We start from the raw sequence: 14146 nt of genomic DNA on the forward strand, positions 1-14146 counted from the left end.
AAATGTATCAGTTATGGCAGAAGTGACATTCCCTCAGTTGATACAGCGTGCTTGCGGTATCGACGTCCATATGAAGGTTGTGGTGGCGACAATAGACGGAGTAGGCATCCAACGTGATACCCGCTCATTCAAAACCTTCACGAGTTCTTTGAATGAATTGAAAGAATGGCTATTGTCCAATGGTGTAACGCATGTGGCAATGGAGAGTACCGGTGTTTACTGGAAACCTGTTTATAAGGTTCTTGAAGATTCCATTCCCGATGTCTGGATAGTCAATGCCCGTCACATTAAGAATGTTCCTGGTCACAAGACAGACAAGATGGACAGCGAATGGATCTGCAAGCTTCTTCTGGCAGGTCTTCTCAAACCGAGCTATATTCCTCCCAAGGAGCAGCGTCAGCTTCGTGACCTGACCCGTTACCGGAACAAGCTTATTCAGCAGATAGCTTCAGAGAAGAACCGTATGATGCGTATTCTTGAAGACTGCAACATCAAGCTTTCAAGTGTTGTAAGTAACACAAGCGGTACGACAGCTACTTCTCTTATTGATATGCTTTGTGAAGGTAAAGTCCTTACTCTTGATGATATAAAGTCAGTTTACCACGGAAAACTGTCAGCCAGTCCGGAAGAGTTGTTGGAAGCGTGTACCGGTTTTGTTGAAGAGCATCACATTTATCTTCTTCAGATGATCCGAAAGGATATAGACCAGACTCAGACTTTAGTTGATGATTTGTCCGAACGTATAAATAGACTGTTGTCCAAGTACGAGAATGTCCTTGAACTTCTCAGGGAGATTCCCGGTTTTAGCACCAAGGTTGTAGAGGATCTGGTTTCTGAGATAGGTCTTGACATGTCCCACTTCCCTTCAGAAAAGCATCTTTCGTCCTGGGCCGGTCTTTCTCCGGGCAACAACGAGAGTGCGGGCAAAAAAAAAGCGCACGAATCACTCACGGAAACAAACAGGTAAAGGCGGTAATCACAGAAGCCGCATGGGCTGCGACCCGTACAAAGAATACGTTTTTCAGTGAGAGATACCATCGTATAGCTGCCCGCAGAGGAAAGAAACGTGCCTTGATTGCAGTGGGACATTCTCAGTTGATATCCGTTTATCTTATACTGAGTACGGGAGCCCGTTACCATGAGCTTGGTGCACAATATATGCAATCCAAGATAGAGCAGAAACGCAAGGTATATTTGTCTTCCGAACTTAAAAAGCTTGGATACAATGTCTCGCTTACTAAAGTTCCACAAGCAGTAACACCCAATTAACAATACAGACCAAAGGCCGACTTTTACTGGAATTACCATAGTCCGAAAATGAAATTGGTCTCAACAGCTAAGCGCCAAAGATTGTGACTTATGTACACGTGTATGAAACTTTTAAATTCTTAGCTGTTTCTATTTGTCATCGTATAATAGCCGCATTTGTGTTTTCATGAATGCTAATCTTTCTTTTGTCAAAATACTCGGTTTTATATCAATTTTAGTATAAACCTGTCCTACTTTATGTGTAGGACGCTTAATATTTACGTATGAAAAAGGTTCTTATTTTATTCGTGTGTTTAATTGCGTTCTCTTTTAGTAATTTGAATGCTCAGAGTCAATGGTCGTTCGGACCACGTGTTGGTGTCGGATTCTCCAGTAGATATGGTGATAATGGTTATTATTCCAAAATGTTAGGCGGTGTGTTTGGAGAATACAGAATCAAAAAGTTTGCAACAGAACTTGATGTTTTATTTACCAAACAAGGAGAAGGTGGTGAAGATTATCTGGAGAAAAGTAAATGTATTCTTATTCCATTAAAATTTAAGTTTTATCCTTGTTCTACATTGGGGCTAAATATCTTTGTCGGTCCCCAGTTGGATATCTATTATAATGGTTTGGAAGGAATGCAACCGGATGGTAGTCCTATGATTCATTATCGAAAGACGTCGGCATCTTTAACGGCAGGTCTTGGTTATCGTTTCAAGTTTGGACTTGATTTGACATTCAATTATAATTATGGTCTTGTAAAATTGAATAAGGATGAATTTCCCGGATTGGAAAACTATAGAGACAGGGTATTTCAGATTTCCTTGGGATATGATTTATTCAGTCTGTTCAAAAAGTAGAGAATAAAGATAACTCAATTTTTATAAGAAGGCATATCTGACTTGTTTCCAAGTAATGATATGCCTTCTTTAGTTGTTAAGTTATAATACTTATTTTTATACTAATGAATTTACTGACATTCTTATAATCAGCTGATTTATGCTTAGTTCTTTGTTTTTCTCCAAATATGTTCTATCTCCAGTATAATCATCTTGTGGTAATTGCCATGCCCATTGCCGTACCATTTTCCGTCAAGCGATTTGTCTATGAATTTTTCCGGCTTTATGTCGTCTTCGTAAAGCTTTCTGCATTCCAGTGTAAGGCGTGCCTGATCAAATGTAATATTACCATTTTCTGTTAAAGCCGGTTTAAGTCCTGTTTCTGCTATCTTGTCCGTGTCACGTCCTGATTTTGAGCCGCACACCTTATGTATAGCCTTGTTTTCTTCACCCAGGAACGAGAGTGTGAGAGTGTCACATTTTTCTATAAACTCGTATGTATAGCGTTCAGGACGTATGAAAATAAATGCGACTGTTTTTCCCCATAACACTCCTGTGCCACCCCAAGAGGCTGTCATTGTGTTGAACTTTTCCTGTGTACCCGCAGTTACAAGCATCCATTCTTTACCGATGGCTTCAATCATATTGTATGTCAATTGTGATACGTTAATTTCTTTCATTCTTCTTTTATTTTATATATGTGTGTTTACAAAAATAGTGAAAAGCAGAATGTAAAGAAACAAGTTACGATGAAAATATATGTTCTTAATGTTTGAAAATATATTTTGTTCTTACATATTTTGTAAATATAGTATGTGTTTTTATAAATACAAGTTATATTTATAAAGATATAAGTTATATTTATGTATATATAGTTTGTATTTATAGAATATAAAAAGATATTTTTACTTTATCATCTGATGATTTTACATAAGCTTTTTGTGATGTTTGGTTTGTTACAGTAAACTGTATAAATTTGTAGCATTATATAATAGAGCTTATTATGGGACGTACAATAAAATTACTATTGCTTTATTTTGCCTATCAGCTGGCATTTTTCGGAGTGCTTGTAGGAATATATATGCTGAAGAACGGAGTTGTGGAAATGCCGGACGTGTCCGGTAGTGGATATATGTCTGTCATTATGTGGGCACAATTTCTTTCCACATTGTCTGTAGGTCTTCATGTAGTATTGGGAAAATATGTATCTATTGATGTTTTCAGATTGAAAACTCCCAATAGAAGGGCTGTATTGTTTGCATCAGCTGTGTTTATCGTGGCAATGGGATTGTGGACCAACTATTTCAGCGAGCTTGCCGGACTGCCTGACAATATGAAGGATGTGTTTGAACAGATGATGAACAATCCGTTGGGGATAATATCCATTGTAGTTATGGCTCCGCTGGTGGAAGAACTGCTGTTCCGTGGTGCTATACAGGGTCATCTTATGCGAAAGTGGAAAATGCCTTATCTTGGTATAGTGGTGTCGTCGCTTATATTTGGCGTGGTGCATGGTAATCCGGCTCAGATTCCGTTTGCATTCGTAGTGGGAATGGCTCTTGGATGGATGTATTACCTCACAAGAAGCCTTATTCCTGGAATGTTGATGCACTTTATCAATAACGGAAGCTCGGTGTTGCTTTATGTTTTGTCGGGCGATCCTGATGCGACAATGATTTCATCGCTTGGCGGGGCTGGCTCTCTGGCTTTGGCAGTGGCAGGAATTATTCTTACTGTTGTATGCATTTTCATTATCAGAAGGAAACTGGTGAAAGAACCGGTGCAGTGGAACGAAGAAAATAACTTGCAGGCATAAATGATATTCGTGGATTTTGGAGTATCTTTGTGCGACAATAAAAATTTATCGAACAATATATAAAAGAAAGGATTTTACCGTGGCAAAAGACAGCGAAGTAGTAATGACCCCCATGATGAAACAGTTTTTCGACCTGAAGGCGAAGCACCCTGATGCTATCATGCTTTTCAGATGCGGAGACTTTTATGAGACGTATTCGGAAGATGCGGTGGCAGCATCCGAGATTTTGGGCATTACCCTTACAAAGAGGGCCAACGGACAGAACAAGACTATCGAGATGGCGGGATTTCCTCACCACGCTCTTGATACATATCTGCCAAAACTTATCAGAGCAGGACGACGTGTGGCTATCTGTGACCAGCTGGAAGACCCTAAAACCACCAAGAAACTGGTGAAACGCGGTATAACCGAGCTTGTTACGCCGGGTGTGGCCATAGGCGACAATATTCTTTCTTATAAGGAGAACAACTTCCTGGCTGCTGTTCATTTCGGAAAGACAGCCTGCGGTGTGGCTTTTCTGGATATTTCTACAGGCGAGTTTATGACTGCCGAAGGAAAACTTGATTATATCGACAAGCTTCTCAATAATTTTGCTCCTAAGGAGGTACTTTTCGAACGTGGAAAGAAACCTATGTTCGAAGCTAATTTCGGAACCAAATTCTTTACTTTCGAACTTGACGACTGGGTTTTCACTGAGACATCGGCTGTGAAGAAACTGCTCAAGCATTTTGAAACGAAAAATCTGAAAGGTTTCGGAGTGGAACATCTGAAGAATGGTGTGATAGCTTCGGGAGCTATTCTTCAGTATCTTGAAATGACTCAGCATGAGCATGTCGGGCATATCACATCGCTGTCGCGCATAGAAGAGGAAAAGTATGTGCGCATAGATAAGTTTACTGCCCGCAGTCTGGAGCTGATGGGAAGTATGAACGATGGTGGAACTAGTCTGCTCGACGTGATAGACCATACTATAAGCCCGATGGGGGCACGTATGCTGAAACGTTGGATTATATTCCCGCTGAAGGATGTGCAGCCTATTAACAGGAGGCTTGATGTGGTGGAATATTTTTTCCGTCATCCGGACTTTAAGGAGGAGGTTGAGGACTGCCTTCACAGAATAGGTGATTTGGAACGTATAGTGTCGAAAGCTGCTGTGGGCAGGATTTCTCCACGTGAAGTGGTGCAGCTTAAAGTGGCTTTGCAGGCTATTGAACCTATCAAGATGGCTTGTCTTGAGGCTGATAACGAGAGTCTTCGCAGGATAGGTGAACAGCTCAACCTGTGTGTTTCTATTCGTGATAAAATAGCAAAGGAAATAAACAATGATCCTCCGCTCTTGGTCAATAAGGGTGGTGTGATAGCCGACGGTGTGTCCGAAGAACTGGACGAACTGAGACGTATATCATATTCCGGAAAAGATTATCTTCTTCAGATTCAGCAGAGAGAAAGCGAGCTTACAGGTATTCCAAGTCTGAAGATAGCATATAACAATGTGTTCGGCTATTATATAGAGGTGCGTAATGCGCATAAGGATAAGGTTCCTGCCGAATGGATAAGAAAACAGACTCTTGTGAACGCTGAAAGATATATCACTCAGGAACTGAAGGAATACGAAGAGAAAATCCTCGGGGCTGAGGATAAGATTCTTACGCTGGAGACACGTATTTATAACGAGTTGGTAATGTCGTTGGCTGAGTTTATTCCTGCAATTCAGATAAATGCCACTCAGATAGCAGTTCTTGACTGTCTGCTTTCGTTTGCATCGGCTGCAAAAGCTAACGGGTATATCCGTCCGGTTATATCGGAGGATGAAGTGCTCGATATTCGTCAGGGAAGACATCCGGTGATAGAAAAACAACTTCCTTTGGATGAAAAATATATAGCAAATGATGTATATCTTGACACGGAGAAACAGCAGATTATAATCATCACGGGTCCTAATATGGCGGGTAAGTCGGCTTTGTTAAGACAGACTGCCCTTATCACTCTTATGGCTCAGATAGGTTGTTTTGTGCCGGCTGAGAGTGCGCATATAGGTATTGTAGATAAGATATTTACCCGTGTGGGTGCAAGCGACAATATATCTGTGGGAGAATCTACGTTTATGGTTGAAATGAACGAGGCTGCAGATATTCTGAATAATCTTTCACAGCGCAGTCTGGTGCTGTTCGATGAGCTTGGACGAGGTACATCTACATACGACGGTATATCAATAGCATGGGCTATTGTGGAACATATACACGAGAATCCTAAGGCAAAGGCACGTACTCTGTTTGCAACCCACTATCATGAGTTGAATGAAATGGAGCGTACATATAGCCGCATAAAGAACTATAATGTATCTGTCAAGGAAGTTGATAATAAGGTAATATTCCTTCGTAAACTGGAACCTGGAGGCAGCGAACACTCGTTCGGTATTCATGTGGCTAAGATGGCAGGTATGCCTAAGTCTATCGTTAAGCGTGCTGACGAGATTCTGGCCCTTCTGGAGAAAGAAAACCGTCAGGGATCTATATCCGGTAAGGAAAAGGAGATAACTTCGGAATTAAAGAAAAAGAAAGGTGCTTCATCGTCGTCAACATCAGACGGTATTCAACTGAACTTCTTCCAGCTTGACGACCCCGTATTAAGCCAAATAAGGGATGAAATTATCAATTTGGATATCAATAATCTCACCCCTGTTGAAGCTTTGAACAAATTAAATGAAATAAAGAAAATTCTTAATTGATGAAATTCTTGGCTCTCACGCTTGTCATTTCCGGATTTGCCGGAGTTGACTGGCGTGTGCAGTAGTCAAACTCGTGGCTCTTTTCGCCGCTATATGAATTCCATATCAGTTTAAGTTTTACAGTCTCGCCTTCTGTGTCGGGCAATATTCCGTCAAGCTTGAATGCTACAAGTCCGTCAGCAGGATGTCCGTAAGTATCGCCGTATGCATTGTGGCGGAATTCCACTTCGTATGGATTTTCAGGATTGTTTGTCGAAATCAGGTTTACGAAGTGTTTTGTACCTGTATTACCCCATGCGGTGCTGAAACGTAATGTCAGATATCCGTCTTCTGAAACAGTCATCCAGCTGTTCATAATCTCTACCGGGTCATTTCCGTAAACATTGTCATTCTCTTCGTCGCCCAGGTTTGCTGCAATAGGTTTAGTCAGGATACTGTCTATCCAGTTGATGTGTACAGCCTTGCTGAAACCTTCCGAAGGATCTGTAGTCTCTTCAAAATTAACCAATGCTCTGACTTCTTTTTCTCCGAAAGGTGATTTTGTAACATTCACCGGAAGAAGTGTCGTTTCATTGTCAAGCTGAAGGAAGAAAGTATCATTGGCATCTGTTTTTACAGTAACCAGCGCGTTAGGGAACATTAGAGAATAGTCATAATCATCGTCATTGTCGCATGACTGGAGTGAAAATATGGCAACCGAAGCTACCAATGCATGTTTAAGAATTGAACGTAGTCTCATAATAATTTAATTTTTTACGTGTTAACTTTGAATGTTTGTCTATACGTTAAATGCATTATTATGAGATATCATGCATCATTTTGTGTTAAAAAAGCTCAATAGGGATATAATAAAAAAACCTTCACTGAGAAGTGAGGGTTTAAGCGGTGCGTACGGGACTTTAACTTACACAATCAAGAAATCTCATAAAACTGCAATATACTGATAATAATCAAGTTATTATAAATCGGCTATATTACTAAATATCATTAAATACCTTTTGCTATTTCAATTATTGGGTGTATATTTGGGTGTTGAATTTCAAACGCACCCAATTATGAATATCAAACGAAACATCATCTTTTCATTGGAAAGCCGGAAGAAGAACGGAGTGCCAATCGTGGAGAATGTCCCTATCCGTATGCGTGTGGTTTTCGCCAGCCACCGCATTGAGTTCACAACGGGCTACCGCATTGATGTCGCCAAATGGGATGCCGACAAGCAGCGGGTAAAGAACGGATGCACCAACAAGCTGAAGCAAAGCGCATCGGAAATCAATGCGGACTTGCTGAAATACTACACCGAAATACAGAATATCTTCAAGGAGTTCGAGGTGCAGGGATTCATGCCCACTACCGAACAGGTAAAGGATGCGTTCAACAGATTGCACGATGGGAAAAAGGAAGAGGAGGAAGCCCCGGTGGTGTTTCTTCCGTTGGAGGTATTTGATGAGTTCATTAAGGAGTGCGGCACGCAAAACGGTTGGTCTGATGCCACCTATGAGAAATTTGCCGCAGTAAGGAAACATCTTGAAAAGTTTGACAAGGGACTGACTTTTGAATCGTTGGACGAACCCAAGCTAACAAAGTATGTGAATTTCCTGAAAGACACCGAAGATATGCGGAACACGTCCATCATGAAACAGGTTGCTTATCTGAAATGGTTCCTGCGCTGGTGTACCAAGAAAGGGTATTGCATGAACAATGCCTATGAAGATTTCAACCCCAAATTACGAAGCACACCGAAAAAGGTGATATTCCTCACTTGGGAAGAACTGAACAAACTCAAAAATTATCAGATACCCGACACAAAGCAATACCTTGAACGGGTGAGGGATGTCTTTCTGTTCTGTTGCTTTACCGGACTCCGGTATTCGGATGTGCATAATCTGAAGAAAAGCGACATCAGGGACGGATATATAGAAATTACTACCGTAAAGACCGCAGAAAGGCTCATCATCGAACTTAACAACCACAGCAAGGCAATACTCGACAAATACAAGGGTGTGGAATTTGAGGGGCACAAGGCTCTCCCTGTCATAAGCAACCAAAAGATGAATGACTATTTGAAGGAACTGGGCGAACTTGCCGAAATCAACGAACCTGTAAGTGAAACCTACTACAAAGGAAGCAGCCGTATAGACACCATTACACCCAAATACGCATTGCTGGGTACCCATGCCGGGAGAAGGACTTTCATCTGTAACGCTCTGGCTCTCGGTATTCCGGCACAGGTAGTGATGAAATGGACGGGACATAGCGACTACAAGGCTATGAAACCCTACATCGACATTGCCGATGATGTGAAAGCCAGTGCGATGAACAAATTCAACCAACTATAAAAACAATCAGCAAGTTTCACGGGATGCCTGTTATTGGGCTTATCTTTGTAACTTTCAATACATATAACAATGAGCAACAACGATAACAATATAGAGAAAAGGAGTTTCGAGGCTTTTGTCAATGCCATTGGGTCAGAAATAGAGCAGGCGCAAGTCCGGCTCATTAGTGCCGCCAATGCGCAGATGCTGTTCCATTACTGGAAGATGGGCAACTACATATTGTACCACCAGAACCGACAAGGCTGGGGCGGCAAGGTCATCAAGAAACTGGCGCAGGCGATACGGTTCAATTATCCCGAAAAGAAAGGATATTCGGTCAGGAACTTGGCTTATATGTGCCAGTTCGCACGTTCATATCCATTGACCGTATTACGGAGTTTCATCGAAACCGATGCGAAATTGATTACTCCAAGTGTGCGGAAAATCACGGATGAAATCCAAAGCCTGAACAATGTGCCATTTACGCAAGAACCTCTTGCGCAAATACAATCCTCAGACAACAAGGAAGTTGCAATTGTGCAAGAACCTCTTGCGCAAATTCAGGATGTAACCCAGACAGTAGCCGTCGTTTACCGGATGCCGATTGAGGACATGGAAAAACTGTTCCTAGCATCACCTGTTGCAAGAATCAATTGGGCAAGCCATGTGATTCTGCTGAACAGTTCCCTTCCGTTAGGTGTCGATTACTGGTATATGAAGCAATCCGTGGAAATGGGCTGGAGCAGCAATGTTCTTAAAATGCAGATTGAAAGCAAATTGTTTGAACGGCAAATCAACAGTCACAAGGTCAATAATTTTACCGCCACGCTTCCTGCACCTCAAAGCGGCCTTGCCAACTACCTGTTGAAAGACCCGTATATCTTTGACTTGGCAGGAGCCAAAGAACGTGCGGACGAAAGGGACATAGAGGAACAGTTGGTAAAGCACGTCACCCGATACTTGTTGGAGATGGGCAACGGATTTGCCTTTGTCGCAAGGCAGAAGCATTTCCAGATTGGCGACAGCGATTTCTATGCCGACCTGATTCTGTACAACATAAAGCTCCATGCATACGTAGTTGTGGAACTGAAAGCTACCCCGTTCAAACCGGAATACGCCGGACAGTTGAACTTCTACATCAATGTGGTGGATGACAAACTGAGGGGAGAGAATGACAACAAGACCATCGGGCTGCTGTTGTGCAAGGGCAAGGATGAGATTGTCGCGCAATATGCACTGACAGGCTATGACCAGCCTATCGGCATCAGCGATTACCAGCTCAGCAAGGCTGTGCCGGAAAGCCTGAAATCGGCGTTGCCAAGCATAGAACAGGTGGAAGAAGAACTGACTATGCTTCTTGACAATGAAAAGAACAGACAAAAGTAGGACACCTATGGCAGACAAGATACAGACGATGATTCCCCGATACGGGGAACTCAATAGAATATACAGGGACTATATAGACAATCGCGTTTTCTCTTTTGACAGACAAAAATTCATTTCCGATTTCTGTCAGGAATACAATGACATGAAGTCTTTTGAGGCTGCTATCCTTGAACTGGTGCTTGACAGGCAAAAAGAACAATACACCTTGATACTCAACAGCCTGAAAACCGAAATAGAAAAGAGCATACAGGCTTATGAGGTGTGCCCGTTGAGTGATAGTGCCGTAGAGCGTGCTTGCTATCGACACATGGAAAGGTATTCCCTTGAAATTGAAGCCCAACAGGATGTAACAAGGAGCCTAAGCAAGCCGCTGAATGAAGCCAACAACAGGTATGATTCCATTGGCTACAGGGAACATACTGCCGAAGAGGAAAAACAGGCTGAAAAAGAATATGAACGCTGCAAGGCTGAATATGACAAGGAAAGAGCCAAACTGAATGAACTCTATGACCAGCAAAAGGCAGCAAGGAAAGAGGCATTCCAATATATGAAGAACCGTTGTGCGGACATGTACCGTCAAAGCTGCCTTTTTCTGGATATATTGAAGAAATACATTCCTGACGGGAAACGACAGGACGAGCCGGGCAAGCCAATCAGTCAGCAGGAAACGGCGGATGAACAACAAGAGTATTTCAGCATGAAATTGCTTTCGCTCATTCATGAGGTATGTGTTGGAGAACAGTTCGAGGAAATTTCCGCACCGGATTTTTATGCCAATATGAACTTGCACCCCTGCAACTGCAAGTTGAGAATTAAACCGAGAGAGAAGATACGTGTATGCTATCTGATATTCCTCATGAGCGAAAAACTCTCCAAACAGGACAAGGACAAATGGAAAGCCGGGATACTGAAACTGCTGGATATTGATGACAGCTACTACAAGTCCAAGTACAAGGAGCCAGTTTCTGATTTCCCCAGTGACAGCAACCAGAAATTCGCCAAAGAAATGGAGCATATATTCAGATAATCGGTGACATATCCTGATATTTTACGAAAGTTCCACTTTTACCACTCAAATTAATTTTTGAGTGGTATTTTTATTTTCTGATATTCAATAAGATACAGCGATGCTCGGATTATACCGTCCCCATCCTTACCACCCATAACCCTACCTAATTTTGCACCGTTCGAGAACAGAAATAACAGCCAGTGCGCAGGGCTGATTGTTGAATCAAAAAAGTAGAACTATGCAAAATCTACAAGAATTATTATCCAAACCCGTCTGGCAGATGACGGGTGAAGAGTTCATAATGTTAAGCAGACACGCTTCCGTTCAGACGGAAGCGCAGCCGCAGCCCGTAACGGACACAAACAGAAAGTATGTGTACGGAATACCCGGCATAGCCAGACTGTTCGGATGCAGCCTGCCCACCGCCAACCGCATAAAGAAAAGCGGAAAAATAGACAAGGCTATCACCCAGATAGGGCGCAAGATTATCGTGGATGCGGAACTTGCCCTTGAACTGGCAGGGAAGAAAACAGGCGGACGCAAGTAACGGGAGGAATTGCTATGGACTATATGAAAGACATCCGGGAAATATCGGACGAACAGGCGGTAATCCTCTGGCAAGCCTCACGGCTTAGCCTGTCGGGAAAATACGAGAAAGCGCCAGAAATCCTCAGCGTGAAAGGTTCTGTAATCGGCACGTTGGGAAATTTCAGTGCATCCATCGGCAAAGCCAAAAGCAAGAAGACATTCAATGTGTCGGCTATCGTGGCTGCGGCTTTGAAGAACGGCACGGTGCTCAGGTATGCGGCTGAACTTCCCGAAGCCAAGCGGAAAGTGCTGTATGTCGATACGGAGCAAAGCCCCCACCACTGCCTGAATGTGATGGAACGCATCATGCGCATGGCAGGGCTGCCCGATGACAGGGACAACGAGAACCTTGAGTTCCTTGCCCTGCGGAAATATACGCCGGAGCAACGCATAAGGATTGTCGAACAGGCAATCTACCATACACCGAACCTCGGTATGGTGGTGATAGACGGCATCCGTGACATGGTGTATGACATCAACAGCCCCAGCGAATCGACACGCATCATATCGAAACTGATGCAGTGGACGGACGACAGGCAGATACATATCCACACGATACTCCACCAGAACAAGGGGGATGAGAACGCAAGGGGACATATCGGCACGGAACTGAACAACAAGGCTGAAACCGTACTGCTCGTTGAAAAGGACAAAAGTAACGGGGACATCAGCAAGGTTTCCGCCATGCACATCCGTGCGATGGACTTCGAGCCGTTTGCCTTCCGCATCAATGAAAGGGCATTGCCTGAACTGATGGAGGATTACCAGACAGAAGCCAAAGCGCCCGGCAGACCCCAAGGCGAAAGGTTTGATGCCTGCAAGGACATTTCCGAGCAACAACACCGGATAGCACTGGAAGCAGCATTTTCGTTGCAGGACGAATACGGATATAAGGAACTGAGCAAAGCATTGAAAGAGTCGTATGCCTTGGTGGGTGTTCCGTTAAGCGACAACAAGCTGGTTAAACTCATCACAGTGTTGAAGAACAAGCGGATGATAGTGCAGGAAAATGGCAGGAAGTACAGATACGAACCGGATTTCCACTATTGACACGCTTCCTGCAATCACTTCACTTTATTCTCCGGGTCTATATATTAGGATAAAGCGAAGTGGTTGCAGGGTAGCATCAAACCGCTTCACTTTAAGCCGTATTCTATATATACGACAATAAAGTGAAGTGGTTATACAGCCAGTAACCTATATGAAAAGGTACTGGCGAAAAGAAAAACAAACGATAACCGATAAAGACAATCATTTATGGATATACAGACAGCAAAACAAATCAGGCTGGAAGAGTATCTTCACAGCTTGGGATATAGCCCGGTAAAGCAGCAGGGCACCAATCTCTGGTACAAATCGCCGTTCAGGGAGGAAACCGAAGCATCGTTCAAGGTGAACACCGAGCGGAACCAATGGTATGATTTTGCACTCGGCAAGGGCGGCAACATCATCGCACTGGCTTCGCGCCTCTATGCAACGGACAGTGTGCCGTACCTTCTGAAACGCATAGAGGAACAGGCACCGCACGTGCGCCCCGTCTCTTTCTCTTTTCGCAAGCAGTCCTTTACGGAGACAAGTTTCCAGCAGTTGGAAATCGTGCCGCTTTCTTCCCCTGCCTTGCTCGCTTATTTGCAGGAAAGGGGTATCAATCCGGCACTGGCGAAAAGAGAATGCAGGGAGGCACGGTTTACGCACAACGGCAAGCGGTACTTCGCCGTTGCGTTTCCGAACATATTGGGCGGCTATGAGATACGCAACCGATATTTCAAGGGCTGTATCGCGCCGAAAGACATCACCCACATACGGCAGCAAGGAGAACCGAAGGACACCTGTTACGTTTTTGAGGGATTTATGGACTATCTCTCATTTCTGACCCTGCGGCTCGAAAGCTGTCCGCAATGCCCCGATTTCGACAGGCAGGATTACATGGTGCTGAACTCTGTCGCCAATGTTTCCAAGGCACTCTACCCGTTGGGGAGCTATGAGCGCATCCACTGCTTTTTTGACAATGACCGTGCAGGAATGGAAGCCTTGCGGCAAATCCGCAAGGAATACGACAGCACCCGGCATATACGGGACGCTTCACAAATCTACTGCGGATGCAAAGACCTGAACGAGTATTTGCAGAAGCGCATGGCTGATGAGCAAATGCAATCCGTCAGAAAGAAGAATGACACGCTATCCAAGAAACCGAAAGGCTTCCGGTTATAG

General features: G+C 43.5%; 13 protein-coding genes. 11 read left to right on the top strand and 2 right to left on the bottom strand.

Annotated features, from left to right (window positions below; translation table 11 throughout):
- Positions 1 to 13 precede the first annotated feature (13 nt).
- From OCV82_RS06595 to OCV82_RS06605, 3 genes are all read left to right on the top strand, one after another.
- Complete coding sequence (locus OCV82_RS06595) at positions 14 to 967, top strand: IS110 family RNA-guided transposase (RefSeq protein WP_154043668.1); 954 nt, start codon at positions 14 to 16, stop codon at positions 965 to 967.
- A gap of 104 nt (positions 968 to 1071) precedes the next feature.
- Complete coding sequence (locus OCV82_RS06600) at positions 1072 to 1269, top strand: hypothetical protein (protein WP_154043669.1); 198 nt, start codon at positions 1072 to 1074, stop codon at positions 1267 to 1269.
- A 263-nt stretch (positions 1270 to 1532) separates the two neighbouring features.
- The gene (locus OCV82_RS06605; protein WP_154043670.1) at positions 1533 to 2111 is read left to right on the top strand and encodes a porin family protein; all 579 of its coding nucleotides are present in this window, start codon (positions 1533 to 1535) and stop codon (positions 2109 to 2111) included.
- 143 nt (positions 2112 to 2254) lie between these two features.
- Here the strand turns inward: OCV82_RS06605 and OCV82_RS06610 are convergent, their stop codons facing one another.
- The gene (locus OCV82_RS06610; protein WP_154043671.1) at positions 2255 to 2770 is read right to left on the bottom strand and encodes a flavin reductase family protein; all 516 of its coding nucleotides are present in this window, start codon (positions 2768 to 2770) and stop codon (positions 2255 to 2257) included.
- Between the two features lie 323 nt (positions 2771 to 3093).
- Between OCV82_RS06610 and OCV82_RS06615 the strand changes: the two genes are divergently transcribed.
- Both OCV82_RS06615 and mutS read left to right on the top strand, forming a co-directional pair.
- Entirely contained in the window at positions 3094 to 3906 is an 813-nt protein-coding gene (locus OCV82_RS06615) for a CPBP family intramembrane glutamic endopeptidase (protein ID WP_154043672.1), read from the top strand.
- Between the two features lie 103 nt (positions 3907 to 4009).
- Entirely contained in the window at positions 4010 to 6634 is a 2625-nt protein-coding gene (mutS, locus tag OCV82_RS06620) for a DNA mismatch repair protein MutS (RefSeq protein WP_235340564.1), read from the top strand.
- Here the strand turns inward: mutS and OCV82_RS06625 are convergent.
- Entirely contained in the window at positions 6627 to 7373 is a 747-nt protein-coding gene (locus tag OCV82_RS06625) for a NigD1/NigD2 family lipoprotein (protein ID WP_154043673.1), read from the bottom strand. The two genes, mutS and OCV82_RS06625, sit on opposite strands and share 8 nt — an antisense overlap.
- Before the next feature lie 316 nt (positions 7374 to 7689).
- Between OCV82_RS06625 and OCV82_RS06630 the strand changes: the two genes are divergently transcribed.
- The 6 genes from OCV82_RS06630 to OCV82_RS06655 all read left to right on the top strand — a co-directional run bounded on the left by OCV82_RS06630 (position 7690) and on the right by OCV82_RS06655 (position 14146).
- A complete protein-coding gene (locus OCV82_RS06630; protein ID WP_071150061.1) occupies positions 7690 to 8973 on the top strand; it encodes a site-specific integrase in 1284 nt (427 codons plus the stop codon).
- 69 nt (positions 8974 to 9042) lie between these two features.
- Complete coding sequence (locus tag OCV82_RS06635) at positions 9043 to 10338, top strand: PDDEXK nuclease domain-containing protein (RefSeq protein WP_154043674.1); 1296 nt, start codon at positions 9043 to 9045, stop codon at positions 10336 to 10338.
- A 7-nt stretch (positions 10339 to 10345) separates the two neighbouring features.
- Positions 10346 to 11365 (top strand): hypothetical protein, encoded by a 1020-nt coding sequence (locus OCV82_RS06640; protein WP_154043675.1) that lies wholly within the window; start codon positions 10346 to 10348, stop codon positions 11363 to 11365.
- 220 nt (positions 11366 to 11585) lie between these two features.
- Positions 11586 to 11894: a DUF3853 family protein gene (locus tag OCV82_RS06645; protein ID WP_025066904.1), complete on the top strand. Its 309-nt coding sequence runs from the start codon at positions 11586 to 11588 to the stop codon at positions 11892 to 11894.
- A 14-nt stretch (positions 11895 to 11908) separates the two neighbouring features.
- The gene (locus tag OCV82_RS06650) at positions 11909 to 12985 is read left to right on the top strand and encodes an AAA family ATPase (RefSeq protein WP_071150059.1); all 1077 of its coding nucleotides are present in this window, start codon (positions 11909 to 11911) and stop codon (positions 12983 to 12985) included.
- Between the two features lie 207 nt (positions 12986 to 13192).
- A complete protein-coding gene (locus OCV82_RS06655; RefSeq protein ID WP_154043676.1) occupies positions 13193 to 14146 on the top strand; it encodes a toprim domain-containing protein in 954 nt (317 codons plus the stop codon).

The organism is Bacteroides cellulolyticus, from assembly GCF_025567135.1.
Classification (GTDB): Bacteria; Bacteroidota; Bacteroidia; order Bacteroidales; family Bacteroidaceae; genus Phocaeicola; species Phocaeicola cellulolyticus.